At 56.9% G+C, this 26,342-nt stretch carries 28 protein-coding genes; 12 read left to right on the forward strand and 16 right to left on the reverse strand.

What is annotated here, in order from left to right; all coding sequences use genetic code 11:
* A complete protein-coding gene (gene slyB / locus PGH32_RS06510) occupies positions 1-468 on the reverse strand; it encodes an outer membrane lipoprotein SlyB (RefSeq protein ID WP_123330363.1) in 468 nt (155 codons plus the stop codon).
* Positions 469-754: 286 nt separating this feature from the next.
* Between slyB and anmK the strand changes: the two genes are divergently transcribed.
* The 5 genes from anmK (at position 755) to pdxY (ending at position 5,336) form a co-directional block, all read left to right on the forward strand.
* On the forward strand, positions 755-1,873 hold the full coding sequence (gene anmK, locus PGH32_RS06515) for an anhydro-N-acetylmuramic acid kinase (RefSeq protein ID WP_314421740.1): 1,119 nt from the start codon (positions 755-757) through the stop codon (positions 1,871-1,873).
* A gap of 62 nt (positions 1,874-1,935) precedes the next feature.
* A complete protein-coding gene (locus tag PGH32_RS06520; RefSeq protein ID WP_314421736.1) occupies positions 1,936-2,250 on the forward strand; it encodes an MliC family protein in 315 nt (104 codons plus the stop codon).
* A 65-nt stretch (positions 2,251-2,315) separates the two neighbouring features.
* Entirely contained in the window at positions 2,316-2,975 is a 660-nt protein-coding gene (gene pdxH, locus PGH32_RS06525) for a pyridoxamine 5'-phosphate oxidase (RefSeq protein ID WP_314421734.1), read from the forward strand.
* Between the two features lie 146 nt (positions 2,976-3,121).
* Positions 3,122-4,396, forward strand: a complete 1,275-nt coding sequence (gene tyrS / locus PGH32_RS06530) for a tyrosine--tRNA ligase (protein WP_337893528.1) — start codon at positions 3,122-3,124, stop codon at positions 4,394-4,396.
* 79 nt (positions 4,397-4,475) lie between these two features.
* Complete coding sequence (gene pdxY / locus PGH32_RS06535) at positions 4,476-5,336, forward strand: pyridoxal kinase PdxY (protein WP_314421726.1); 861 nt, start codon at positions 4,476-4,478, stop codon at positions 5,334-5,336.
* 108 nt (positions 5,337-5,444) lie between these two features.
* Here pdxY and gstA read toward each other — a convergent pair whose 3' ends face one another.
* From gstA to ydgT, 11 genes are all read right to left on the reverse strand, one after another.
* Positions 5,445-6,050 (reverse strand): glutathione transferase GstA, encoded by a 606-nt coding sequence (gene gstA / locus PGH32_RS06540; protein ID WP_314421724.1) that lies wholly within the window; start codon positions 6,048-6,050, stop codon positions 5,445-5,447.
* A 164-nt stretch (positions 6,051-6,214) separates the two neighbouring features.
* Positions 6,215-7,708: a dipeptide/tripeptide permease DtpA gene (dtpA, locus tag PGH32_RS06545; RefSeq protein WP_314421720.1), complete on the reverse strand. Its 1,494-nt coding sequence runs from the start codon at positions 7,706-7,708 to the stop codon at positions 6,215-6,217.
* Positions 7,709-8,394: 686 nt separating this feature from the next.
* Entirely contained in the window at positions 8,395-9,030 is a 636-nt protein-coding gene (gene nth, locus PGH32_RS06550) for an endonuclease III (protein ID WP_337893529.1), read from the reverse strand.
* Positions 9,027-9,728 carry an electron transport complex subunit E gene (locus tag PGH32_RS06555; protein WP_314421715.1) on the reverse strand — a complete coding sequence of 234 codons (702 nt, stop codon included), beginning with the start codon at positions 9,726-9,728 and terminating at the stop codon, positions 9,027-9,029. The genes nth and PGH32_RS06555 overlap by 4 nt, the downstream gene beginning before the upstream one ends.
* Complete coding sequence (gene rsxG / locus PGH32_RS06560; RefSeq protein WP_337893530.1) at positions 9,721-10,353, reverse strand: electron transport complex subunit RsxG; 633 nt, start codon at positions 10,351-10,353, stop codon at positions 9,721-9,723. The genes PGH32_RS06555 and rsxG overlap by 8 nt, the downstream gene beginning before the upstream one ends.
* Positions 10,353-11,414, reverse strand: a complete 1,062-nt coding sequence (gene rsxD / locus PGH32_RS06565) for an electron transport complex subunit RsxD (protein ID WP_314421709.1) — start codon at positions 11,412-11,414, stop codon at positions 10,353-10,355. Before rsxD ends, rsxG begins: the two co-directional genes overlap by 1 nt.
* The gene (rsxC, locus tag PGH32_RS06570) at positions 11,415-14,168 is read right to left on the reverse strand and encodes an electron transport complex subunit RsxC (RefSeq protein WP_337893531.1); all 2,754 of its coding nucleotides are present in this window, start codon (positions 14,166-14,168) and stop codon (positions 11,415-11,417) included.
* Positions 14,161-14,736, reverse strand: a complete 576-nt coding sequence (gene rsxB / locus PGH32_RS06575; RefSeq protein WP_314421707.1) for an electron transport complex subunit RsxB — start codon at positions 14,734-14,736, stop codon at positions 14,161-14,163. The genes rsxC and rsxB overlap by 8 nt, the downstream gene beginning before the upstream one ends.
* Positions 14,736-15,317, reverse strand: coding sequence for an electron transport complex subunit RsxA (gene rsxA, locus PGH32_RS06580; protein WP_105594928.1), 582 nt, complete (start codon positions 15,315-15,317; stop codon positions 14,736-14,738). Before rsxA ends, rsxB begins: the two co-directional genes overlap by 1 nt.
* Before the next feature lie 210 nt (positions 15,318-15,527).
* Positions 15,528-15,971, reverse strand: a complete 444-nt coding sequence (locus tag PGH32_RS06585; RefSeq protein ID WP_314421704.1) for a DUF2569 domain-containing protein — start codon at positions 15,969-15,971, stop codon at positions 15,528-15,530.
* 109 nt (positions 15,972-16,080) lie between these two features.
* Positions 16,081-16,296 carry a transcription modulator YdgT gene (gene ydgT, locus PGH32_RS06590; RefSeq protein WP_314421702.1) on the reverse strand — a complete coding sequence of 72 codons (216 nt, stop codon included), beginning with the start codon at positions 16,294-16,296 and terminating at the stop codon, positions 16,081-16,083.
* Positions 16,297-16,754: 458 nt separating this feature from the next.
* On the opposite strand from ydgT, the gene ytfQ reads away from it, so the two are divergent.
* Genes ytfQ through yjfF form a run of 4 tightly spaced genes read left to right on the forward strand, consistent with a single transcriptional unit; the run spans position 16,755 to position 21,279 of the window.
* The gene (gene ytfQ, locus PGH32_RS06595; RefSeq protein ID WP_123330333.1) at positions 16,755-17,711 is read left to right on the forward strand and encodes a galactofuranose ABC transporter, galactofuranose-binding protein YtfQ; all 957 of its coding nucleotides are present in this window, start codon (positions 16,755-16,757) and stop codon (positions 17,709-17,711) included.
* A gap of 53 nt (positions 17,712-17,764) precedes the next feature.
* Positions 17,765-19,288, forward strand: coding sequence for a galactofuranose ABC transporter, ATP-binding protein YtfR (ytfR, locus tag PGH32_RS06600; protein ID WP_314421696.1), 1,524 nt, complete (start codon positions 17,765-17,767; stop codon positions 19,286-19,288).
* Positions 19,281-20,300, forward strand: coding sequence for a galactofuranose ABC transporter, ATP-binding protein YtfT (ytfT, locus tag PGH32_RS06605; protein WP_337893532.1), 1,020 nt, complete (start codon positions 19,281-19,283; stop codon positions 20,298-20,300). Before ytfR ends, ytfT begins: the two co-directional genes overlap by 8 nt.
* Positions 20,293-21,279, forward strand: coding sequence for a galactofuranose ABC transporter, permease protein YjfF (gene yjfF / locus PGH32_RS06610; protein WP_337893533.1), 987 nt, complete (start codon positions 20,293-20,295; stop codon positions 21,277-21,279). Before ytfT ends, yjfF begins: the two co-directional genes overlap by 8 nt.
* A 302-nt stretch (positions 21,280-21,581) precedes the next feature.
* On the opposite strand, the gene PGH32_RS06615 is transcribed toward yjfF, so the two are convergent.
* Positions 21,582-22,040, reverse strand: a complete 459-nt coding sequence (locus tag PGH32_RS06615; protein ID WP_337893534.1) for a hypothetical protein — start codon at positions 22,038-22,040, stop codon at positions 21,582-21,584.
* Positions 22,041-22,380: 340 nt separating this feature from the next.
* Between PGH32_RS06615 and PGH32_RS06620 the strand changes: the two genes are divergently transcribed.
* Both PGH32_RS06620 and PGH32_RS06625 read left to right on the forward strand, forming a co-directional pair.
* On the forward strand, positions 22,381-22,989 hold the full coding sequence (locus PGH32_RS06620) for a dTMP kinase (RefSeq protein WP_337893535.1): 609 nt from the start codon (positions 22,381-22,383) through the stop codon (positions 22,987-22,989).
* Positions 22,990-23,094: 105 nt separating this feature from the next.
* Positions 23,095-23,610, forward strand: a complete 516-nt coding sequence (locus PGH32_RS06625; protein ID WP_337893536.1) for a glutathione peroxidase — start codon at positions 23,095-23,097, stop codon at positions 23,608-23,610.
* Between the two features lie 5 nt (positions 23,611-23,615).
* Here the strand turns inward: PGH32_RS06625 and PGH32_RS06630 are convergent, their stop codons facing one another.
* Positions 23,616-24,179 carry a TetR/AcrR family transcriptional regulator gene (locus PGH32_RS06630; protein ID WP_337893537.1) on the reverse strand — a complete coding sequence of 188 codons (564 nt, stop codon included), beginning with the start codon at positions 24,177-24,179 and terminating at the stop codon, positions 23,616-23,618.
* A 70-nt stretch (positions 24,180-24,249) separates the two neighbouring features.
* On the opposite strand from PGH32_RS06630, the gene PGH32_RS06635 reads away from it, so the two are divergent.
* On the forward strand, positions 24,250-24,867 hold the full coding sequence (locus PGH32_RS06635) for a glutathione S-transferase family protein (protein WP_337893538.1): 618 nt from the start codon (positions 24,250-24,252) through the stop codon (positions 24,865-24,867).
* Positions 24,868-24,906: 39 nt separating this feature from the next.
* Here the strand turns inward: PGH32_RS06635 and PGH32_RS06640 are convergent, their stop codons facing one another.
* Positions 24,907-25,368, reverse strand: coding sequence for a GNAT family N-acetyltransferase (locus PGH32_RS06640; RefSeq protein ID WP_337893539.1), 462 nt, complete (start codon positions 25,366-25,368; stop codon positions 24,907-24,909).
* A 41-nt stretch (positions 25,369-25,409) separates the two neighbouring features.
* Entirely contained in the window at positions 25,410-26,117 is a 708-nt protein-coding gene (locus PGH32_RS06645) for an MgtC/SapB family protein (protein WP_314421679.1), read from the reverse strand.
* Between the last annotated feature and the right edge of the window lie 225 nt (positions 26,118-26,342).

Genomic DNA, 26,342 nt, shown 5'->3' on the forward strand with positions numbered 1-26,342 from the left:
TTAGCGTGGGGAAACGGTGATCTGGCTGCCGTTTGAGGCCATCGCAACACGCTGACCGACCGAGAAGCGGCTGGCAGCCTGCTTCTGAACCACCATGATGGTATTGCCATCATCCTTGCGGATTTCCAGCTCTACGCCCTGGCTCTTGTTCACCGCGGACTCTACGCCCTGACCGGCTACGCCACCGGCAATTGCGCCTGCGGCCGTTGCCAGGCTGCGGCCTGTACCGCCGCCCACGGTATTACCGAGGAAGCCACCCAGTACGGCACCGCCGATAGCGCCGATAACGTTGCTGTTTTCGCCGCCCTGGATTTGAACCGGACGAACGGAAACGAGAGTACCGTAAGAGACGCTTTGAACCTGCTTGGCTTCCGACGCGGAATACACATCACCTGACAATGTATCGTTATTTGCACAACCCGCCAGCGTCATCCCGACAAGTGTCACGGCTAGTAAACGCTTCATCATATTAAGAACTCCTTTTTATTGCAGTTGCTGCACAGAGTCAGGCAGCCGTAATGGCCTCATTATATGTTACCAGCTGTGCATTTCTCACTATTGGATGTGAAAAAAGTAAAAGAAATATAGCCCACGATGCTTAAACACCATATCAATCACCGCATGAAATGTCTTATCAGTACGCTTAATGACATCGGGCTTGAAAAAATGTTCACTAAATCATGGTATTGCTAAGGATAATTTGCCAGGCTGGCAGCATCATTTTCACGCCCTTACGCGGGGTTAAGGCAAACGCATGAAATCGGGACGCTATATTGGTGTGATGTCAGGAACCAGTCTTGACGGTGTTGACGTCGTTGTTGCCGCTATCGATCAGCAGATGGTGGCTCAGCAGGCCAGCTATTCACATCCCATTCCGCACGAGCTTAAGCTGCAGATCCTCGCCATCTGTCAGGGGCAGCCGCTGACGCTCTCACAGCTTGGACAGCTGGATACCCGCCTGGGCCGGCTGTTTGCGGAGGCGGTGAATACCCTGCTGAAACGCCAGGGGCTGAGCCGTGAGGATATTACCGCCATTGGCTGCCACGGCCAGACGGTGTGGCATGAACCGAATGGCGACGCGCCGAACACCCTGCAGATCGGCGACAATAATCAGATCGCGGCGGCCACCGGTATCACGGTGGTCGGCGACTTCCGCCGCCGGGATATGGCGCTGGGAGGCCAGGGCGCGCCGCTGGTTCCCGCTTTCCATCATGCGGTGCTGATGCATCCCAGCGAGCGCAGAATGGTGCTCAACATTGGCGGCATCGCCAATCTTTCCCTGCTGATGCCGGGCCACCCTCCGCGAGGTTATGATACCGGGCCGGGCAATATGCTGCTCGATGCCTGGATCTGGCGGCAGCAGGGCAAACCCTACGATCGCGACGGTGCCTGGGGTGCCGGTGGGCGTATTATTTATCCCCTGTTGCAGCAAATGCTCAGCGATCCCTATTTCGCACTCAGCGCACCGAAAAGCACCGGCAGGGAATACTTTAATCTCGGCTGGCTGGAGCGCCATCTCGCGATGTTCCCCGGGCTGGCCGCGCAGGATGTTCAGGCCACACTGATTGAGCTGACGGCCAGCACCATCGCCGGACAGGTATTACTGAGCGGTGGCTGTGAGCGGCTGCTGGTGTGCGGGGGCGGCGGGCGTAATCTGCAGCTGATCTCACGGCTGGTGGCGCTGCTGCCGGGCACGGAGGTCACCAGTACCGATAAAGCCGGGATCAGCGGCGACGATATGGAAGCGCTGGCGTTTGCCTGGCTGGCCTGGCGCACGCTGAGCGGGCTGCCGGGCAATCTGCCTTCGGTAACCGGCGCGCGCGAATCCAGCGTGATTGGCGCAATATTCCCGGCAAATCGTCCATTACGCTGATTGCATCTCGGGAAAGAGCGTTTTAGGCTGAAGCGGAATGACGTTAAACACAGGAGAAGGTGATGAAACAGGGGATTATCGTGGCGGCGCTGCTGCTTTCAGGCTGTAGCTACTTCCAGCATTCCGCAGAGGAACAGCCCAGAACGCTGCACTATACCTGCGGCACGCTGCCGTTAACCGTTCAGCTCGATAACGCAAAAAGTGAAGTCAGCCTGATCCTCGACGGCAACCCGCTGACGTTAAAACAGCAGGTGGCGGCATCGGGTACCCGTTACAGCGACGGTAACTATGTCTTCTGGTCCAAGGGTGATTCTGCCTTTATTGAGCGTAATGACAAAATCATCATAAATGACTGTCAGTTACAGAACGCAGGTTAACCCATTGAAATAATGAAGGGTGGGGCGCACAATGCCTTATCCCTTCCCAACCAGAAGTCAGAGCGATGAGCGACAGCGATCACCTGCAACAAATTGCCCACCTGCGGCGCGAATATACCCGTGGCGGCCTGCGCCGCAAAGACCTTCCCGAAGACCCGCTGAAACTGTTTGAGCACTGGTTCGAGCAGGCGGTCGCGGCGCAGCTGCCCGACCCCTCAGCGATGAGCGTTGCGACGGTTGACGAACGCGGCCAGCCCTACCAGCGGATCGTGCTGCTCAAGCACTTCGACCAGCAGGGAATGGTGTTCTACACCAACCTCGGCAGCCGCAAAGCGCAGCAGCTGGAAAAGAATCCCCGCATCAGCCTGCTGTTTCCCTGGCACATGCTGGAGCGTCAGGTAATGGTGCTGGGCAGCGTTGAGCGCCTTTCAACGCTGGAAGTGATCAAATATTTCCACAGCCGCCCGCGCGACAGTCAGCTGGGTGCCTGGGTATCCAAACAGTCCAGCCGCATCTCTGCCCGTGGCGTGCTGGAAGGAAAATTCCTCGAACTTAAACAAAAATTCCAGCAGGGCGAGATCCCGCTACCCAGCTTCTGGGGCGGATTCCGCATCAAAATCGACTCAATGGAGTTCTGGCAGGGGGGCGCACACCGCCTGCACGATCGCTTCTTCTACCAGCGTGAAGATGACAATTCCTGGTCGATTGACCGCCTGGCCCCCTGATGCGTGAAATGAAACGCGAAATAATGGCTTAACCGCTGGATTCGAGCGAAGTGGGCCATTATTCTATATCCCTTATTTTTTCTCCGCGTGTGAGCGGAAAGCTGTGTACCAGCTTAGGTGCAGACTTTTTTTACATGGAGTCTTAGATGGCCAGCAGTAACCTGATCAAACAATTGCAAGAGCGGGGCCTGGTAGCCCAGGTAACGGATGAGGACGCGTTAGGAGAAAAACTGGCGCAGGGCCAAATCTCTCTTTATTGCGGCTTCGATCCCACCGCAGACAGCTTGCACTTGGGGCATCTGGTACCGTTACTCTGCCTGAAGCGCTTTCAGGATGCCGGTCACCGACCGGTGGCGCTGGTGGGTGGGGCAACCGGTCTGATCGGCGACCCGAGCTTTAAAGCAACTGAGCGTCAGCTGAACACCACCGATACCGTTAACGAGTGGGTAGAGAAAATCCGTCATCAGGTCGCGCCGTTCCTCGACTTTGACTGCGGTGATAACAGCGCGATTGCCGCCAATAACTACGACTGGTTCGGCGGCATGAACGTGCTGACCTTCCTGCGCGATATTGGTAAACACTTCTCCGTTAACCAGATGATTAACCGTGAAGCCGTCAAACAGCGCCTGAACCGCGACGATCAGGGCATCTCGTTCACCGAGTTCTCCTACAACCTGCTGCAGGGCTACGATTTTGCCGCCCTGAACGAGCGCCACGACGTGGTGCTGCAGATTGGCGGCTCCGATCAGTGGGGTAACATCACCTCCGGCATCGATTTAACCCGTCGTCTGCACCAGAACCAGGTCTTTGGTCTGACCGTTCCGCTGATCACCAAATCTGACGGCACCAAGTTCGGTAAAACCGAGGGCGGCGCGGTCTGGCTCGATCCGAAGAAAACCAGTCCGTACAAATTCTACCAGTTCTGGATCAACACCGCCGATGCGGACGTTTATCGCTTCCTCAAGTTCTTCACCTTTATGAGCATTGAAGAGATCAACGCCCTGGAAGAAGAAGACAAGAACAGCGGTAAAGCCCCACGGGCGCAGTACGTGCTGGCAGAGCAGGTGACCGGACTGGTACACGGCGCTGAAGGCCTGGCGGCAGCAAAACGCATTACCGACAGCCTGTTTTCCGGTGCGCTGAGCGACCTGAACGAGCAGGATCTGGCGCAGCTGGCGCAGGACGGTATGCCAACCGCCGAACTGGAAGCGGGACAGGATCTGCAGCAGGCGCTGGTTAACGCCGAGCTGGCTCCGTCACGTGGGCAGGCGCGCAAGCTGATTGATGCGAAATCCATCAGCCTCAACGGCACGCTGCAAACCAACGCGGAATATGTGCCGGGCGAAGACGATCGCCTGTTCGGTCATTACACGCTGCTGCGTCGCGGCAAAAAGAATTACAGCTTAATCTGCTGGAAATAAAATAACTCGCGGGGCCAGCCCCGCTGCTAAAGCCGGGTCAACCGGCTTTTTTATTGGCAGGAATGTACAGGTCAGCACGATGAAAAATATTCTCTCCATTCAGTCCCATACGGTATTTGGCCACGCCGGCAACAGTGCGGCGGAATTTCCTATGCGCCGCATGGGCGCAAACGTTTGGCCGCTCAATACCGTGCAGTTTTCCAACCACACTCAGTACGGTCACTGGACCGGCACGGTGATGCCCGCGACGCATCTTACCGATATTGCGCGTGGAATTAACGATATCGACCGTCTGAAAACCTGTGATGCGGTGCTGAGCGGCTATCTGGGTTCTGCCGAGCAGGGCGAACAGATTCTGGAAATCGTTCGTATGGTGAAGGCCGCCAACCCCAACGCCTGGTACTTCTGCGATCCGGTCATGGGCCACCCGGAAAAGGGCTGCATCGTCGCTCCCGGCGTAGCGGAGTTTCATCGGCTTTCCGCCCTGCCGGCCAGCGATATTATTGCGCCGAACCTGCTTGAGCTGGAAATTCTCAGCGGCCGCAGCGTGTCCAGCGTGGAAGAGGCGGTGACAGTGTCACGCGAGCTGATTGCCCAGGGGCCGAAAGTGGTGCTGGTGAAGCATCTCGCCCGTGCGGGATATCGCAGCGATCGTTTTGAAATGCTGCTGATTACCGCCGACGAGGCGTGGCATATCAGCCGTCCGCTGATCGACTTTGGCGTCCGTCAGCCGGTGGGCGTGGGCGATCTGAGCAGCGGGCTGCTGCTGGTGGACCTGCTGCACGGCCTGTCGCTGCAGCAGTCGCTGGAGCACGTTACCGCCGCGGTGTATGAAGTGATGCTGAAAACCCATCAGATGGGCGAGTACGAACTGCAGCTGGTGGCGGCGCAGAACGCAATCGCGGAACCGGTGCAGCATTTTGACGCGGTGAAGCTGTAGTCTCGCTGGCAGGTTTTCCGCTGAGCGCGGAACAGTGCATCGTCGGGCAGGCCATCAGCGCCTGCCCGTTTTCATCAGGCCAGACCAAAAGCGTCTGACCGTTTGTTCTCAGACCAGGCCTTCCGCCTTCAGGGCAGCCGCGACAGCAGGGCGTTCAGCCACGCGGTCAAACCAGCTTTGCAGCGCATCCAGACCGGTCAGATCCAACTTCAGCGCGTGCGCCCAGCGGGTTACGGTAAACAGGTAGGCATCCGCCACGGTAAAGCGCAGACCCATCAGCCACTGCTTATCTTTCAGTTCGCTGTTCACGTAGCTGAACTTCTTCTCCAGCAGCTCCCGCGTGCTTGCCTTGAATTCGTCCGGGGTATTGGGGCGGAACAGCGGGCTGAACCCTTTATGCAGTTCCGTAGCGATGTAGTTCAGCCACTCCAGGGTGTGGTAGCGGTTCAGGCTGCCACAGGGTGCCAGCAGCTGACGGTCGCTTTTGAGATCGGCCAGGTACTGCACAATGGCCACGCCTTCGGTCAGCAGCGAACCGTCGTTCAGCTGCAGAGCAGGGACCTGTCCTTTAGGGTTGATCTGCAGATAGTCCTCGCCTTGTTCGGTCTTTTTGGTCTGTAGATCGACCGTAACGAGGGTGAAATCGATGCCGGTTTCGCGCAGCACAATGTGGGGGGACAGCGAACAGGCGCCGGGTTTACAGAACAGCTTCATTGCGTTCTCCTGAGGTTTGAGGGGCGTTCTGAATTCATCTTACTGCGCGCGTGGCGAAATGTCAGCGTGACAGATCAATTGAATAAGCAGTTTCAGGCAATCAAGGAAGGACTCGGGAAAATAGCCCGGAGCAGGGTGCTCCGGGCGGTCAGACAATCGGGCTATCAGGCCGTGACGTTTTCAGCAGCGGGCTTGCCTTCCTGCGTCATGCGATTCAGGCGCGATGCCGTCAGCAGCATCAGCACGGCAATAATCCCGGTGACAATACCAATCTTCATAAACACGTCACCGTAGATATGCAGCGATTCCAGAGGATTGGTGATATCGGACGGAATAGCCATCATGCTGGCAACGTTACCGGCAATCATCGCCGCACCGGCGGTGGTGAGGAACCAGGAACCCATGATAAAGCCCATCAGACGCTGCGGGACCAGCTGCGCCACCATGGCCAGGCCCAGACCGGAGATCATCAGTTCGCCCACGCTCTGCAGCGCATAGCTCAGAATCAACCAGCTGACCGGAACAATACCCTGTTCGCTGGCGAAGGACACGCCCAGCGGCAGGACCAGGAACGCGGCGGAACACAGCACCATACCCAGCGCAAACTTGTGCGGCATCGGCAGGCGGTCGCCCATTTTGTTATAGATCGCGGCCAGCAGCGGGCTGAATACCATGATCCACAGCGGATTCAGCGCCTGGTACTGCTGCGGCTCGAAGGCGATACCCAGAATGCTGTGTTCCACGTTGCGGATGGCGAAGAAGTTCAGGGAGGTAGGCATCTGCATGTACAGCACAAAGAACACCACCGCCTGCAGCATCAGCACAAAGGCGAGGATCATCTTACGGCGTGCAACGCCTTTCAGCGCCAGCGCTTCTTTAGCAAATACCATCACGATACCGATGGCGATAACCGCCAGTACCAGGCGGGCAATGCCCTGGTTGTGCAGCAGCCAGTACGCCACGCCGATCAGTACGACTACGCCGGCCAGCGTTGCCAGCAGCTTACCCACCTGCAGCGGCGCAAAGTCAGGCTTGGAACCGTAGTCCTTTACCGTTTTACGGAACAGCAGGAAGTTCACCAGGGTGATCAGCATGCCGACGAAGGAGAGGGCAAAGGCCACGCTCCAGCCAAACTTCGCCGCCAGTACCGGCGTGGCGAGCATGGAGAAGAACGAACCAATGTTGATCGACATGTAGTACATGGTGAATGCGCCATCAAGACGCGGATCGTCCTTCGCATAGCAGGTAGACAGCAGCGAAGAGGGGTTGGCTTTAAACAGGCCATTCCCCACCGCGATGGTGGCCATGCCGAGATAGACCATCGCGACATTATGCCCGGACCAGGCAATCAGCCCGTAACCTGCGGCGAGCACAATCGTCCCCAGCACAATCACGCGTTTGGTGCCCAGCACTTTGTCACCCAGCCAGCCGCCGATAGCGACCATGCCGTAAACCAGCGCACTGAAGGACGCAAACAGCGTTACGGACTGCGCTTCGGACATACCCAGCGTGTTGACCAGATAGCCGGCCATAATAGCCTGCAGGCCGTAAAAACCGAATCGCTCCCAAAGCTCAACGGAGAAGATCAGATAGAACGCTTTCGGTTGTTTAAAAGCGTTGAGGCTTGCCGCCTCGGGATGTTTGTTTGCAGTAGACACTTGTACCTCTGAATTAAGACCTGTTTTGTGGCAGGAATTAAGCTGACGAAGCGCGGGACGTACGCTCGCCTTATAGTTATAGAACATGAAAAGCGGCCAACAATTTCGCCGATTGCTCCCCCGAGGGCAAGCATTTTTTCAATGCTAAATTTCGCTAATTTTTTGGTATCAGGCTGGTGTATTTGCCCGTCAGCCAGCATGAAGTGCTGATTATTTTACACTAAATGCGTTTTAATTTTTAGTCTGGTGCAGACTTTAGCCAGCCAGAAGCGTGCTCTACTGGAAAGAGGGAATATAAAATTTAACTCGCTAACAGGCGTTTATTATGGCATTTAATAGTAAATATCGTGATTTAAGTGGTTTTAAATCAGTTGGTTATGCGTAGTAAGTAGCTGGATCGCCCGTCATGGCGTGTTTTGTGATTCAAGTCAAAAAAATGCCGATAATTGTCGGAATGAAAAAACTTTTCTTAAAATATCCCTGTGTTTTACCGGGATAAACCAGAGATAACACGTTAAATATGCGAATCTGCAGACCTTTCATCGGTCATTATTCAATCTGGACACTGATTGAGTGTAAACAAGGGGTTGAGAAGGGGCTGAAGGATGATAGTGGGAAAAATAGGGGGGAAATCTAAACACCCGGCCATATTCTGCCGGGCGGTAAGGGCGTGGTAACAGTGAGAGTTAGATTTCCACCTTTTCCGGAAACTCACACAGATCCTCAATCAGGCAGGATCCGCAGCGCGGCTTACGCGCCACGCAGGTGTAGCGACCGTGCAGGATCAGCCAGTGGTGACAGTCTACCTTGAACTCTTTCGGCACCACTTTCAGCAGCTTCTCTTCGACCTGCTCCACGTTTTTACCCGGCGCAAAGCGGGTCCGGTTACAGACGCGGAAGATATGGGTATCCACCGCAATCGTCGGCCAGCCAAACGCGGTGTTCAGTACCACATTCGCGGTTTTGCGGCCCACGCCGGGCAGAGCCTCCAGCGCCTCGCGGTTTTCCGGCACTTCGCCACCGTGTTGCTCCTGCAGGATCCGGCAGGTTTTAATCACGTTCTCGGCCTTGGTGTTAAACAGGCCGATGGTCTTGATGTACTCTTTTATCCCGTCCACGCCCAGCGCCAGCATCGCCGCCGGCGTATTGGCCACCGGGTAAAGCTTCGCGGTCGCCTTGTTGACGCTGACGTCGGTCGCCTGTGCCGAGAGCAGCACGGCGATCAGCAGTTCAAAAGGGGTGTTGAACATCAGCTCGGTTGTAGGATGCGGGTCGTTATCCCGCAGGCGGGTCAGAATTTGCAGGCGCTTATCTTTATTCACTGAGCCATTTTTCCATCCGGCAGCGTCGTCTGTGCTTCTTTCTCAGCTTTCAGGGCGGCGCGCTGTTTCATTTTATTATCAATCAGGTATTTGGCCGCCAGCAGCATGCCAAGGCCGATAAACGCCCCCGGCGGCAGCATCGCCAGCAGCATGGGGGAATCAAAGTGGATCACCTCAACGCGCATGACCTTAGCCCACGGACCCAGCAGCTGATCGGCACCGTTAAAAATGGTGCCGTTGCCGATGATTTCACGAATCGACCCCAGCACCACCATTACGCTGGTGGCCCCCAGACCGATAGCGGCCCCGTCAAGCGCGGAAAGCGGAATGCTGCTTTTCGACGCCACGGCCTCCGCGCGACCCACCACGATACAGTTGGTGACGATCAGCGGGATGAAAATCCCCAACGACTGATACAGTCCATAGGCGTAGGCGTTAATCAGCATCTGCACGCAGCTCACCACGGCAGCGATAATCATCACGTAAATCGGGATACGAATTTCCGACGGCACCCAGCGGCGGGACATCGAAATGCCGCTGTTGGTCAGGGTCAGCACCAGCGTGGTCGCCAGACCCAGCCCGAGGGCGTTGGTGGCGGTTGAGGTCACGGCCAGCAGCGGGCAAAGGCCCAGCAGCTGAACCAGCGCCGAGTTATTCTTCCACAGCCCGCCGATCAGCAGGGTTTTAGCTTCACTCATTGGCATCTCCACAGGTTGGCAGCGAGGAAATCTGCCCGGATAAGGTTTCAATATACAACGTCGTGCGCTTCACTGCATTCACCACCGCACGCGGGGTGATGGTCGCACCGGTAAACTGATCGAAATCACCGCCGTCTTTTTTCACCGCAAAATGCGTGTCGTCCGCGCCGGTAACCTTCCTGCCGTTGAAGCTGTTGATCCAGTCGGAGATACGCAGTTCGATTTTATCGCCCAGCCCCGGCGTTTCATGGTGCTCAACAACGCGGGTGCCGTAAACCGTGCCGGTGAAATTGGCCCCGACCACCATCTGAATCGCCCCGGAATAACCGTCCGGCGCGGTTGTCTCAATGGCGACAGCGACCGGCTTATCATCCATACGCGCCACATAAAGGTGATGGGGCGAACCGTTGCCCAGCGCCGGGCTGCTGACGATATAGCACTCTTTCTGAATCGAGTTGTTATACAGTTCGGTCGGCACCACCTGGTCCAGCAGCACCTTCTGCTGCAGCGCCGTTTGATGCTCAATAGTCGGCTTGGTGACCGTGTTAATCACCGCGGTCATACCGGTGGTAACGGCGGCGAATACCGCCAGCGTCACGCCGTTTTTACGAATCGCATCCAGCATCATTTCTCCTTACGGTGGCCGTAAACGCGCGGCTGCGTGTAGTAGTCAATCAGCGGAACGCAGATATTGGCCAGCAGTACCGCAAATGCCACTCCGTCCGGATAGCCGCCGAAGCTGCGGATCAGCCAGACCAGCAGGCCAATCAGCACGCCGTAGACCAGCCGGCCTTTATTGGTGGTGGAAGCTGTAACCGGGTCGGTGGCAATAAAGAAGGCACCGAGCATGGTGGCACCGGAGAACAGATGGATCATCGGTGACGACAGGGTATCCGGCGAGGCCAGCCAGCCGACGGTGGCAAACAGCGCCAGCGAACCGATGAAACTCAGCGGAATGTGCCAGCGAATGCTGTTGGTCCACAGCAGGAAGAGGCCACCGGCCAGGTAGCCAACGTTAATCCACTGCCAGCCAAGACCGGCCAGCACGCCGCTGTAAATGGGCTGCGCCAGCAGCTGCTCGGCGGAGTGCCCCGCGCGCAGGCCAGTTTTGAAGGTATCCAGCGGCGTGGCCTGACTGATACCGTCTATGCCCATCTGCAGCTGCTGCATGTTATGCCCATCCACGGTATGGAAATGGAAGATCATGCTCAGCGTATCGCTAAAGGTTGGGGTGATGCCCTGCAGCGTGTCCGGCGGCAGCCAGCTGGTCATCTGCACCGGGAAAGAAATCAGCAGCACCACATAGCCGACCATCGCCGGGTTAAACGGGTTTTGCCCCAGGCCGCCGTACAGCTGCTTTGAGATCACCACCGCAAAAAGGGTCCCGATCACCACAATCCACCACGGCGCCAGCGGCGGGATACTGATCCCCAGCAGCAGGGCGGTCAGCAGCGCAGAGTTATCCTTGAGCGTTGGCACCAGCGGGAGCTTGCGCAGACGCAGGATTGCGGCTTCGGCACCGATACCGGCGACGGCGGCAATCAGTACCTGAATAATATTTCCCCAGCCGAAGAAGTACCACTGCGCGGCCATGCCGGGAAGGGCGGCCAGCAGCACCAGCAGCATGATGGTACTGGTGCTGCGGCGGTTATGGGTATAGGGCGAACTTGCGATACGAAATGCCATTTAATCCTCTTGCGTCGAAGGCTGCTGAGCTTTGCGCGCTTTGACCCGCGCAATCGCCGCAGCCACCGCTGCTTTACGTGCATCTTCAGAAGCTGTCGCTTCCTGTTCAATTTTTACTGCTGGCCGCTGCGCAACCTGGGCTTGCGCTTCAGAAGCCGGAACGTCTGCAACCGCATCATCCGCCTGCGCGGCCTTCTTGGCCTTGGCGCGGGCAATGGCGGCGGCGATGGCGGCTTTGCGGGGATCTTCAGCGGCGGCCTGAGCAACGGGTTCGGCTACTGACTCCGTCACCGGTGTCGCAGGGGCTTCCGCTTCTGGTGCCGGGGAATTCGCCACTACGTCACCCGCCTGTGCGGCCTTCTTCGCCTTAGCGCGGGCGATGGCGGCAGCAACGGCTGCCTTACGCGGATCGACATCGGCAACCGGTTCGGCCGCAGGTTCAGTTTTCACCGCCGGAGCTTCTGCAACCGTCTCACCCGCCTGAGCGGCCTTCTTGGCCTTAGCGCGGGCGATGGCGGCGGCAACGGCAGCCTTACGCGGATCGACATCGGCAACCGGTTCGGCCGCAGCTTCAGGCTTCACGGCCGGAGCCTCTGCATCCGTTTCACCCGCCTGCGCGGCTTTCTTGGCCTTAGCGCGGGCGATGGCGGCGGCAACGGCTGCTTTGCGCGGATCGATATCGGCAACCGGTTCGGCCGCAGCTTCAGGCTTCACGGCCGGAGCCTCTGCATCCGTCTCACCCGCCTGAGCGGCCTTCTTCGCCTTAGCACGGGCGATGGCGGCAGCAACGGCAGCCTTACGCGGATCGACATCGGCAACTGGTTCGGCTGCAAATTCAGTTTTCACCACCGGATCCTCTGCATTCGTTTCACCCGCCTGCGCGGCTTTCTTGGCCTTAGCGCGGGCAATGGCGGCGGCAACGGCTGCTTTGCGTGGGTCAGCGTCAGCAGCCGGTTCCGCGACCGGTGCCGCAGCGGATCCAGCCTGCGCAACGGGTGCTTCGTCAACCGCATCACCCGCCTGAGCCGCCTGCTTCGCCTTAGCACGAGCAATCGCCGCCGCAACGGCCGCCTTACGCGGATCCTCCGCCTGGCGGGTCGCCGGTTCGGTTTCTGCCTGCTTCTCGGCCTGGCGGGCTTTCGCCTCCGCCAGACGCGCTTCACGCAGCGCTGCTCTTGCTGCATCGTCTGCCGGGCGTTCATTCACATCGGCGGCGGCAGCGTCTGCCGCTTCGCTCTGCTGCTGTTTCGCCTTCACGCGTTCACGGGCGGCGTTCAGCGCATCCGCATCCGTGGCGGCAACGGTGCGTTTCGCCTGCTGATGCTTCGCTTCACGCGCCTGTTTTTCGCGCTCAAGGCGCAGCTGGCGGGCTTCAAAGCGGGCCTTGGCCAGCGCGTTGCGCTCGGACTCCATATCGATGGCCTGAATCTCGGCTTTTTCCTGGCGGTAGTACTGCACCAGCGGAATATTGCTCGGGCAGACATAGGCGCAGGCACCGCACTCAATGCAGTCGGCGATATTGTGCGCACGCGCTTTATCGTGATCGCCGCCGCGGCTGTACCAGTAAAGCTGCTGCGGCAGCAGACCGGCCGGGCAGGCATCGGCACAGGCGCTACAGCGGATGCAGCCTTTTTCCGGCTCGCTGACGCCCATTTCGCTGGCGGAGGGGGCGAGGATGCAGTTGGTGATTTTCACTACCGGCACGTCCAGCGACGGCAGGGTAAAGCCCATCAGCGGGCCGCCCATTACCACCATCTGTTCGTTGCCCGGCTCGAAATCCGCCTGCTGAAGCAGATGGGCGATCGGCGTACCGAGGCGTCCCCACACGTTGCCCGGACGCTTCACGGCTTCACCGGTCAGGGTCACGACGCGTTCGGTCAGCGGCTCACCGTCGATCACCGCGCGTTTAACCGCGAAGGCCGTACCGACGTTCTGCATCAGCACGCCAATATCGGTGGAGCGACCGCCGTGCGGCACTTCCTTGCCGGTCAGAATGCGGGTCAGCTGTTTGGCGCCGCCGGAGGGATATTTGGTCGGGACTACCCGGATCTGCAGATCGCGCTTATCGCCGAGAGCGGCTTTCAGCGCGGCAATCGCTTCCGGCTTGTTATCCTCAATCCCGATCAGCACGCGCTCTGCGTTAAGGATCCACGCCAGGATGCGGCTGCCCTCCAGCACTTCTGCGGCACAGTCCTGCATCAGCCGGTCATCGGCGGTGATATAGGGCTCGCATTCGGCGGCGTTGATAATCAGGGTATTGACCCCGCGCAGGCCGCCCCTCAGTTTGGTCGCCGTCGGGAATCCCGCGCCGCCCAGACCGGCAACGCCTGCCTTATGTACGCGTGCCACAACGTCGCTGCGCTCAAGCTGGCGATAGTCGCCGACCGTCTGTTTTTCGCACCAGCGGTCTTCGCCGTCCGGCTCGATAAAGATACACATTTCGGCCAGCGCCGAGGGATGTGCGGTCATATGCGGGGCGATTTTCGTTACGGTACCGGACGTCGGGGCGTGAATCGGCAGCATGCGGCCGTTGCCGAAGGTCAGCGGCTGTCCGCGCAGGACTTTATCGCCCGGGCGCACGCAGATTTCACCTTCGCTACCGATATGCTGCTTCAGCGGCAGAATAAAGCGATCGGGCAACGGTAGCTGACGCAACGGCGTGCCGTTGGACTGGGTCTTCATTTCCGGCGGATGAATACCGCCTTCGAAGTCCCAGATTGCGTCTTTTTTAAATCTCTTGAACAGATTAAGCATGACTTTCTACAGGAATAACCCGAACCGGGATGGTTTGCAGATCCCATTTCCAGTTGGCAGTGGTGGTCGCAACCGGGCGCATTTCAATGCAGTCGGTCGGGCAGGGGGCAACGCAAAGATCGCAGCCGGTACAGACATCGCTCAGCACGGTATGCATCGCGCGGGTGGCCCCGACGATGGCATCCACCGGGCAGGCCTGAATGCATTTGGTGCAGCCGATGCAGTTAGCTTCGTCAATCCAGGCGACCTTGCGCTCTGGTTCAAGCTCGGCTTCATCACCCAGCGGCTGCGGGTCAACGTTCAGCAGCGCGGCCAGCTTGAGCATGGTCTGCTCTCCGCCCGGTGCGCATTTGTTGATCATCTCACCGCCGTTGGCCACCGCTTCAGCATAGGGGCGGCAGCCGGGATAGGTACACTGACCGCACTGGCTCTGGGGCAGCAGGGCATCGATCTGCTCAACGATCGGGTCTTCTTCAACTTTAAAGCGGCGTGAGGCATAGCCCAGCAGCCCTCCGAAAATCAGGCTGAGGGCGCTTAACACGGCAATCGCAATCCAAATCGCCGTCATCAGAATTTAACCAGTCCGGTAAAGCCCATAAAGGCCAGCGCCATCAACCCGGCGGTCACCAGTGCAATGGAGGAGCCTTTAAACGGCGCGGGCACGTCGGCCAGCACCAGGCGTTCACGAATGCCAGCAAACAGCACCATCACCAGCGAGAAGCCGAGCGAGGCGCTGAAGCCGTACAGCGCGGCCTGCAGGAAGGTGTGATTGAGGTTAACGCTCAGCAGCGGCACGCCCAACACGGCACAGTTGGTGGTGATCAGCGGCAGGAAGATCCCCAGCAGGCGGTACAGATCGGGGCTGGTTTTACGCACCACCATTTCGGTGAACTGAACCACCACGGCAATCACCAGGATATAGGCCATGGTACGCAGATACACCAGATCGAGCGGCAGCAGGATCAGGTGATTCACCAGCCACGCGCAGATCGAGGCCAGGGTGATAACAAACGTGGTGGCGAGTCCCATGCCAATGGCCGTTTCCAGTTTTTTGGAAACGCCCATAAAAGGACAAAGGCCGAGAAACTTCACCAGAACGAAGTTATTCACCAGCACGGTGCCAATAAAAAGGAGCAGGTAGTCGGTCATTCTTACGCCTGAAAATAGAAGAAAGAGCAGTTTTTGGCGACCCCAGGGGTCTGTACTGTTCACCGGCGGCATGCTTCACGCGGGTTATCAGCGCTGCAGCTTAAAATTGCAGGGGGATATTATCGGATATTGCCTGCCTGACCACAACCGTTGAGCGCGATTCAACGCCGTGATAACGCACTCACGATTAAATTCCTGACGGTTTTTACATCACTGTTCGACGGTGAAGGTGTTTTTCACCCGCCTGGACCGCTTGAAGTAGGGAACGAGGATGCCCGCCGCCAGCAGGGCGATAAGCAGCGTCTGCACCGCCCGGCCGTCGGCTACCGGGGCAAAAGCGAAGGTTTTCAGCGCCAGCACCACGGTGATCAGCAGCCAGATAATGTAATGGCGGGGCAGGCGGCGGGAGCGCTTGCAGAAAATCCACGTCACCCAGCCGGTATAGCACCAGACCAGCGTGGAGGTCAGCAGCGACAGCCCCCAGGGCAGCAGCACCGCACTCTCCTGCGCAAACAGCTGATGGCGCATCGCGGGATCGAACAGGGCGCTGAGGTACAGGGCCATTACCAGGGCGCTGGTTAACAGGGTCATGATTAACCAGGCCAGCGGCACCAGCAGCCAGCCTCCGATGCGAGTTTTGGAATCTACAGCCACGCGAAGTCCTCAATATAGCCAGAAAAAATGCGAGCGTATCGCATCAGCAGAAGCCAACTATACGGAAAAACGCCTGCCAAATCACCAGGCTAAAGCTGCTTTAACGGTTTCAGACGACATAGTGCCAGAGCGTTTTCGGTACGCAGCCGGGATCGAATAAACGCCCACCGGAAGCCAGCTCTGCACGACGATGATCGGCTGCACGATACATTAAGATGATTTCACTATCCTCGGTGAGCGAATAGTTGAGGTGATCGAAAAGTTTTTCCAAACTTTCAAGGTTGTTAACTTTGCGAAACTTTAACAGGTAGTCGTGAATGCTCATGAGGCCCATGTCGTGCAGCAGGAGAAGAAAATCAGTATATAACGGCTACTTACGGAATCCATCGTGCAAATGTTAAAAAACATCAGTTTCGGAAAACTGATTAAATTTACGATCGACGGCGGTCTTTCCCTGATGAATCGTGAGAAACATCACAGTTCAGGATAATTCTTAATCCTCAAACGATGACGGGCAGAACGACAGAACTTCACGCGGTGCTGTAATCGCTTCCAAATGCTCAATGTGCAACCGCTTCTGTTTATTACACTTATTTAACCTGATTTTCTTTCATAACAGGTGAATTCTCCATATTCACTGTTCGGATTTTACTGATGCTATTTCTCTAATCTCTTTGATTTTTAGTGTTTTGTGAGCTTTGTCGAATATGTTTTTTCGGTAATAGTCCAGGATTTAGGTGCAGTTACCCTATACGGCAAAATCCCATCAGAGGAAAAATGATCATGTGGAAGCGTTTACTCTTACCTGTCCTTATCGGCGCCAGCCTGTCTGCTCCCGTGCTGGCTGAATCAATGACCGTTGGATTTTCTCAGGTTGGCTCCGAATCGGGCTGGCGTGCGGCGGAAACCAGCGTGGCAAAAACCGAGGCGCAGAAGCGCGGCATTACCCTGAAAATTGCGGATGGTCAGCAAAAACAAGAGAACCAGATTAAAGCCGTTCGCTCCTTTATCGCCCAGGGCGTGGATGCAATCTTTATTGCTCCGGTTGTGCAGACCGGCTGGGAGCCGGTGCTGGAAGAAGCGAAAGACGCCAAGATCCCGGTATTCCTGCTTGACCGTGCCATTGTGGTGAAAGACAAATCGCTGTATCAGGCGGTGGTCACCGCGGATAACGTCTATGAAGGCAAGCTGATCGGCGACTGGCTGGTGAAAGAGCAGGCCGGCAAACCCTGTAACGTCGTAGAACTGCAGGGCACCGTGGGTGCCAGCGTGGCTATCGATCGCAAAAAAGGCTTTGCTGAAGCGATTGCCAACACCCCGAATATCAAAGTTATTCGCTCACAAAGCGGCGACTTTACCCGCAGCAAGGGTAAAGAAGTGATGGAAAGCTTCATCAAGGCCGAGAACAACGGCAAAAACATCTGCATGGTTTACGCGCACAACGATGATATGGCTATCGGTGCCATTCAGGCGATTAAAGAAGCCGGGCTCAAGCCGGGCAAAGACATCCTCACCGGATCGATTGACGGCGTGCCGGATATCTACAAAGCCATGCTGGCCGGGGAAGCCAACGCCAACGTTGAGCTGACGCCAAATATGGCCGGCCCGGCCTTTGACGCGCTGGAAAAACTGAAAAAAGACGGCACCGTACCGCCTAAAATTATCAAAACCGAAACCAAACTGTTCCTGCCTGCGGACGCACAGGCACAGCTGGATCGCAAAAAAGGTATGGGTTACTGAGCCACGTGCCGCTCCACCCGGGGCGGCTTTTTTCATGGTTTGAGGCGCAGCGTATGACCATTAACTCCCCCTCTGCAACGCTACTGGAAATCAGCGGCGTCAGTAAATCCTTTCCCGGCGTCCGCGCGCTGGATAATGTTTCCTTTGATATCCGCCCCGGCGAAATTATGGCGCTGCTGGGTGAAAACGGCGCGGGGAAATCCACGCTGATTAAAGTGCTGACCGGCGTCTATCAGCGCGATGCCGGATCGATCGCTCTCTCCGGCCAGGCAATTAACCCGCGTAACACCGCCGAAGCGCAGGAGCTGGGCATCGGCACCGTCTACCAGGAAGTGAACCTGCTGCCGAACATGTCGGTGGCGGACAATCTGTTTATCGGCCGCGAGCCAAAGCGTTTTGGGCTGATCGATCGTAAAACCCTGAACCAGCGCGCGGTGAAACTGCTCAATGATTACGGCTTCGAGCTGGATGTAACCCGTCCGCTGGGCCACTACTCCGTTGCCATGCAGCAGATTATCGCCATCTGCCGCGCGGTGGACCTCTCGGCGAAGGTGCTGATCCTTGATGAACCGACCGCCAGCCTGGATGCCAGTGAAGTGGAGATGCTGTTCACCCTGATGAGCCAGCTGCGGGCGAAAGGCATGAGCCTGATTTTCGTCACCCACTTCCTCGACCAGGTGTACCGCATCACCGACCGTATCACCGTGCTGCGCAACGGCCAGTTTATTGCCACCCGCGACACCCGTTCACTGCCGCAGATTGAGCTGATTAAGCTGATGCTGGGCCGCGAACTGCTGGAAACGGCGCTTCAGCGCGCGGGCAGCACGCTGCGTAGCGACACCCCGGTGGTGGAATTTAAGGACTACGGCAAAAAAGGCACCATTGAACCGTTCAGCCTCAGCGTGCGCCCCGGGGAAGCCGTGGGCCTGGCGGGCCTGCTGGGATCGGGGCGAACCGAAACGGCGGAGCTGCTGTTTGGCATCAGGCGGGCGGATTCCGGCAGGGCGTTTATTAAAGGCAAAGCGCAGAACATCCGCACCCCGGCGCAGGCCTCCCGTTTGGGGATGGGCTTCTGCCCGGAAGATCGTAAGACCGACGGCATTATCGGTGCCGCTTCGGTACGGGAAAATATCATCCTGGCCCTGCAGGCGCAGCGCGGCTGGCTGCGGCCAATCAAGCGCCGTGAACAGCAGGAAATCGCCGAGCGCTTCATCAAAAGCCTCGGCATCCGCACGCCGGACGCCGACCAGCCGGTTGAGCTGCTGTCCGGGGGCAACCAGCAGAAGGTGCTGCTGTCCCGCTGGCTGGTGACCCGTCCCCAGTTTTTAATCCTTGATGAACCGACGCGCGGCATCGACGTGGGGGCGCATGCTGAAATTATTCGCCTGATTGAAACGCTCTGCGCCGACGGCCTGGCGCTGCTGGTGATTTCATCGGAGCTGGAAGAGCTGGTCGGCTATGCCGATCGGGTAGTGATCCTGCGCGACAGGCAACAGGTTGCTGAAATTCCACTGGAACAGCTGTCGGTTGCCGCCATCGTTAACGCTATCGCGGCAGGGGGAGAACAGCATGCTTGAGAGCCATTTGCTACCGGGGAAAACGCCGATGTTGAAACGTAAACTACCGCCGGGACTGCCGCAGATCGGGGCGCTGATCCTGGTGCTGCTGATCGACAGCATGGTGGCGAACAACTTTTTTGCCATTCATCTGCAGGACGGGCGGCTGTTCGGCAGCCCGATTGATATTCTGAACCGCGCCGCGCCGGTGGCGATCCTCGCCATTGGCATGACGCTGGTTATCGCCACCGGCGGCATTGACCTGTCGGTGGGGGCGATGATGGCCATCGCGGGCGCAACGGCCGCGACGATGACCGTGGCCGGGCACAGCCTGCCGGTGGTGATTCTGGTGACGCTGGGCAGCGGGCTGCTGTGCGGGTTATGGAACGGCGTGCTGGTGTCGCTGCTGAAAATCCAGCCGTTTGTCGCCACGCTGATCCTGATGGTCGCCGGGCGCGGCATCGCCCAGCTGATCACTCAGGGACAGATCGTTACCTTCGACAGCGATGCGCTGGCCCGGCTCGGCAGCGGCACGCTGTGGTTCCTGCCGGTGCCGCTGTGGATCACCCTGGCGCTGGCGCTGGTTGTCTGGCTGCTGACCCGCAAAACCGCGCTGGGCATGTTTATTGAGGCGGTGGGCATCAACCTGCGCGCCGCGCGCAACGCCGGCGTCAACGGCTGGCTGGTGGTGATGAGCACCTACGTGCTGAGCGGGCTGTGTGCCGCGGTGGCCGGGCTGATCGTGGCCGCCGATATTCGCGGTGCCGATGCCAACAACGCCGGTCTGTGGCTGGAGCTGGATGCCATCCTCGCGGTGGTCATCGGCGGCGCTTCGCTGATGGGCGGCCGCTTTAATCTGCTGCTGTCGCTGATCGGCGCACTGATTATCCAGGCGATGAACACCGGCATTCTGCTTTCCGGCTTCCCGCCGGAGCTGAACCAGGTCGTGAAGGCGGTGGTGGTGATGATTGTGCTGCTGCTGCAGTCGCCACGCTTTATTCAACTGTTTAAGAGAGGGCCGCGCGGTGGTTAAACGTCATCTTCCGTTAATGATAACCCTGCTGGTTTTTGTCGCCGGTTATCTGTTCTGCCTCAGTCAGTTCCCCGGCTTCGCGTCGACCCGGGTGATTGCCAATATCCTCACCGACAACGCCTTCCTCGGCATTATCGCCGTTGGCATGACCTTTGTGATCCTCTCCGGCGGCATAGACCTTTCCGTGGGCGCGGTGATCGCCTTTACCGGGGTGTTCCTGGCCCGCGCCATCGGCGATTTCCACCTGCATCCGTTTGTCGCCTTTGGGCTGGTGATGGTGATGGGGTCGGCCTTTGGCGCCTTTATGGGCTGGCTAATCGATGCCTTAAAGATCCCGGCGTTCATCATCACTCTGGCAGGGATGTTCTTCCTGCGCGGCTGCAGCTATCTGGTGGCGGAAAGCTCGCTGCCTATCGATCACCCGCTGTACGCCACGCTGTCGTCGATGGCCTGGAAAATCCCGGGCGGCGGGCGGCTCAGCCTGCTGGCGCTGATTATGCTGATGGTGGTAGCGCTGGGGATTTTGCTGGCCCACCGCAGCCGCTTCGGTAGCCAGGTGTATGCCATCGGCGGCAGCGCCACCTCGGCGAAGCTGATGGGGATTTCCACCCGCAGCACCACGGTGCGGGTTTATATGCTCTCCTCCGGGCTGGCAACGCTGGCGGGGATTGTCTTCTCTATTTATACCTCCGCGGGCTACGCGCTGGCGGGAATGGGCGTGGAGCTGGATGCCATTGCGTCGGTGGTGATCGGCGGGACGCTGCTCTCCGGCGGCGTAGGTACGGTGTTGGGCACGCTGTTTGGCGTGCTGATTCAGGGGCTGATTCAGACCTGGATTAACTTTGACGGTACGCTGAGCTCCTGGTGGACCAAGATTGCTATCGGGGTGCTGCTGTTTGCCTTTATCGCGCTGCAGCGGCTGCTGACGGTGATGTGGGATCGCCAGCAGAATGCGCCGGTTAAGCGGTTGAGTACCTGATAGTTTGGGTTTGTCGGGGGGCTGCGGTAGTTGGGTGACAGTCGATGGCAGGTGGTCAGATCGCGGTGAGTTCCGGTATCTGGCCGGCCGTTACGGGCAGATCGCCGGGTCGCCGTAGATACTTCCCTGTAGGCTTGACTGCCGCATCCGTGCGGCAGACACCCGGCTAACCTGTCCCGTAACGGTCGGCCTTTTAAATTTAGCTTAGCGGTTTTAAAAGACCGGCTTTGTCTCGATTGAATCAGTCACTATTTTCAAATCAGTCAGTTGATGATAGTAAATAGTGAAAAGGGCGAGAACGGTTATTCGTTCCAGGTTTTTTCACTGTGCTTCATGATGTTCACTTTCCGACTCTCAACGATCCTTTTCTCCCCAGATTTTGACGTTTCTAATTTATCAAAAACCAGAGTGATATCCGCATCTTCGGGTCTGTCTGGAATGATGTCGATCACCTCAAACCGTGCCTTGTCAGATTTGACCTCATCATCCTGATTTTTAGCGGTGAATACAGCGGGCGTTTGCGGTTTCAGTACCCAGCTGGTTTCATTTGTGACAGGCAAACGTACGCGATTAACGTCACCCTGCAGTGAATGGAACAGGCATCCGTCTTTTGTTTCGCCCTCGGCGGAACAAAGTGGCTGTTTGGCAGCAGGGCGCATTGCGTTAGGCACGGCAAATTCATAATGTTCATGTGCGGCATACGAAGAAAGGCTGATAAGGGAAAGTACAGATAATAAAAGCAGCGATCGTGAGTTTTTCATATCGAATCCACGTTAAGAAGTCACGCAAATGACAAGGGTATTACCCTTTGATTTTACAAGGCAATTACAGTCGACTGCCCGGCGATGAAACTATACCGCGTAATGACCGTTCGTACACGAACTAATGGTATATTAAATCCCTGTGCCCGCGTTGGGGGGAAAATGACTTGAGTGTTTATCGGTGTCTGTTTATAAGAAACCGCTATGCTGTGCTGCTCGTGTTAACGCGTCAGCGGTTCCAGCTAACGAGATGGGTGGTCAGCTGTTTACAGAAAGGAAGTCAGATGCGTTTGCCAGATTTGAGCTTTACAAAAACCGTTCATAAACCCGCTTTAAAAGTATGAGTCATCCGCTGTTTGTAACTCTGGATGGACCGAAGGGCACCGGCAAAACCACGCTGCTAGAAGCCGTGACGAAGGTATTAAGGGCAGACGGCAGGAAGGTGATCCGGCTTTGCGAGAAAAAAAGCGATCCCTTCAGGGCGGAAACGATGGCCCTCGTTAACACCCTTGCGAGAAATCCCAGCCTCGATCTGGAGCGGGAGGTTTGTGCGCGCTTTGCCGACAGCCGCGCCTGGATTTCCCGGCAGGTGCTGACCAAACAGCCCGCGGACAGTATCATCCTGATGGATCGCTGGTACCCGTCGGATGCCGCATTTCGCCGTAGGGTGCCCTTTGCCGAGATTTTACAGCTTAACAGGGAACGCAACGTGCAAACGCCGGACCTGCATGTCGGGGTGGTGACGGCGCCCGAAATTTCATGGGCGAGGGCAGCGGCACGATCCCGTGGCCTGGGCAGTACGGTGCTGCTAAAGCAGGAAGAGCATATCGCCAGCACCCGGGCATTCGAGCGGGAAGTTGCCAGCCACGGCTGGATTTTATGCCGTAATGAAGGAACCATTGAAGAAGCAACCCTGCAGGTGGTTTCTGAGATTTACAGCGTGCTGTGAAGTCCTGTTATCGACATCAAGCTAGTCTCCAAGCCGTATGCCGCCGCCGCAAAGCGCTGCGCGGCAAAATCGACGTTGAATACGTTCTGTTTTGAGGATGACGATATGACCTCTTTCTATCAACTGACGGCCACCAGCCTGCAGGGCCAGCCCGTCTCTATGGCTGAGTATGCGGGAAAACTGGTGCTGGTGGTGAACACCGCCAGCCGGTGTGGCTTCACGCCACAGTACGCAGGTCTTGAAGCGCTCTACAAGAAGTACGCCGCACAGGGGCTGGTGGTGTTGGGCTTCCCCTGCAACCAGTTTGGCAAGCAGGAACCCGGCGACGCCGACGACATCGCGCAGACCTGTCACGTTAATTACGGCGTTAGCTTCCCGATGTTCGAAAAAGTCGAGGTCAACGGTGCCGCCGCGCATCCGCTGTTTCGTTATCTGAAAGATGAGTTGCCCGGCGTGCTGGGCGGGCGGATCAAGTGGAACTTCACTAAGTTCCTGATAGGGCGCGACGGCAAGCCGCTTAAGCGTTTTGCACCCATCGCCAGCCCGGAGAAAATGGAAGCCGCGATCCTGGCTGCGCTTGAAAGCCAGACTTCCCGCAGTGACCCTTTCGGCTCTGTTTAACGATTTTATTTGTGTTCGTTTAACATCGTTGTTATCAGAACCTTTACTGATTCATCGGGTGAATCGACGGCCTTGATATAGGTTTGCAGAGCAAAGCCGTCCAGTAAAATTAAAATTTGATCCGCCAGCTGCTGTCGATTGACGCGGCCCGCGTTTAAACAATCCACAATAAGCTGCCTTAACTGCCGTTTATAATTCTGTACAATAAGGAAAATTTCCCCATCAGGCTCAGCAGATTGAAACAAGGCATGGTTCATCGGGCAGCCACGCTGGTACGCTTTTTGCGCAATTGTATTGTTGAACAATGAGATTATTTTTTCCTGTTCGCTGCCCAGTTCCGACATCGAGTCTCGGCACATTTCAAGGATTTCCTCCGCTACCCGTTGATAAACTTCAGCGATAAGCGCGTCTTTCGATGAAAAGTTGTTATACAAGGTCATCTTAGCTAAGCCAGCCTCAGCGGTAACATCGTTAATCCCCACATTGGCCGTGCCGTTTTTTATAAACAGATGCTTAGCCGACGAAACTAAGATCTCCCTGCCTGCGCCCCGGCGAGTCTTCTCTTTCATTTTAGCACTCTTGACAATGTAATAAGCTGCAAACATGATAGACCAGTCTACCTACTAATGGAAGTTTCGTATGAATAACATCAAATTCTGGTTCTCACGTGGTTCATGTTCGTTGGCGACTCATACCCTGCTTCATGAGTCCGGGCTGCCGTTCACCCCGATTGAAACCTCAGTTCAGAAACAGGAGACTCAGAGCGCCTCGTTTTCCAGAATAAACCCCAAGCGGCGGGTTCCGGTACTGTCTTTCGATGATGCGGTGATTACCGAAACGCCGGCTATAGCGCTCGCCATATCGCAATGGGTGCCGGAGAAAGGGCTCCTCGGCGCGAGCGAGTTGCATAAAGTCCGCGTGCTGGAATGGATGTGCTGGTTATCGGGCGAAGTTCACGGTCAGGCATTTGGTGGGCTATTCAGGCCGCAACGTTTAACTGACGATCCTGCTCTCCATCAATCCATCCAGACAAAAGCGAAGCAGCGGGTAGCGGAGGCTTTTAAAATCATCGACTCGAAGCTGGGCAACGCGTTTGCCGTTGGCGAATCGTTAACCGTCGTGGACCCCTATTTACTGGTGTTTTTCAACTGGGGTAACGAGGTTGGCTTTAAAATGACGGAGGAATATCCTGCCTATGCGGATTTTTCACGCCGCATTGCGGCACACCCCTCCGTTATTAACGCGCTCAACGACTAGAGGTCATAATTGTTTAATTAATGACTGGCCCGGCGTGTGTTACGTCTTCCCATTCAGGTAAATATCCGGTCGGGTAATAGTCCACGCATAGTTTTCCCGGTTGACCGGCTCATAGCCCAACTTTTCATACAGCCAGGGGGCGGTGGTGGTGAACAGCATAATTCTGCGCAGCTGCTCAAAAACCGGGTGATGATGAAGACATTCCATCACCCATCGGCCCAGCCCTTTACCCTGATGCTCCTCAAGCACATACACGTCACAAAGGTAGGCAAAGGTGGCGTAATCCGTTATCAGGCGCGCGAAACCAATCTGGCAGCCTTCGTGATAAACGCCAAAGTTCAGGCTGTTCTGTATGGAAGTGGTGACAATCTCCTGAGAAATGCCCTTAGCCCACGTCGATCTGGTCAGATACCGATGCACGGCCTGCACATCCAGCTTTTCCCGGTCCGTGCTCACCAGGTAGCCATACTGCCGCCATTCATAAACCGCTGAAATGCTCATTTAATTTCTGTCCAGATGATTCAGGTAAATCAACCTTATCATCACAGCGTATTCGCCCGCCAGGTGGCGTAGCCGATATGTTCCAGCCGCTTCAGCTGCTCCACCAGTTTGTCCAGCTCGGCGGCGTCGACCTCCGTACTGATCAGGGTGATTTCAATCTCCACGTTGGTGCTGTCGGTTACCACGGTTTCAATATCCGCCGCTGGATAACGGTGCTCTTCCAGAAATTCCTGCAGGGCATCGCGTACCCTGCCGGAAAACTGACGCGGCACCGTAACAAGAATAACGTATTCGGCTTCAACGCTGTCGGTGTCGGCGCGGTTAATAAAGTTAACCAGCGGGCGCAGTAGCGTATTGCCCGCCAGAATAAACACCGTTAATAACGCCGCCTCGGGGATGCGGTCCACGCCGGTACAGGCTCCGACGGCCGCCGAACACCAGAGGGTCGCGGCGGTATTTAGTCCGCTGACGTTGGCGCCTTCTTTCATGATCACCCCGGCGCCGAGAAAGCCGATCCCGGACACCACATAGGAGATCACTCTCACCGCCTCCGTACTGCCGGCGATGGAGTCGGCGAGGTCAACAAACCCCGCAGCGCCGATGGCAACCAGCACGTTGGTTCGCAGCCCCGCCGTGCGCTGGCGAAACTGGCGCTCTGCGCCAATCAGCGCACCGAAGATAAAAGCAAAAAAATAGCTGAGAAAGGTGTTTGCGATCCCAGAAAAATCAAAGTGTTCAACGAAGTTCATGCCGGTCCCTTAGCAAAGGTGGAGTGTCGGGAAGGAGAGTATAAAAAAACCGTATGAATTTTTCGTTGTGGCGCAGCGGTTTATTTAGGTGCTGTTGGGATTAAGTACCGGGTCGCGCGATGGTTTTTCGTTAATGCTTCACTATATGAAGCAATTTTGCGATTCGTTCTTTGATTCGCTTCACGCAATCCCCCCCTGACAGCGCAGCCGCTAATCAAAAACCCT

Origin of the sequence: Erwinia sp. SLM-02 (assembly GCF_037450285.1) — a bacterium.
GTDB lineage: Bacteria > Pseudomonadota > Gammaproteobacteria > Enterobacterales > Enterobacteriaceae > Erwinia.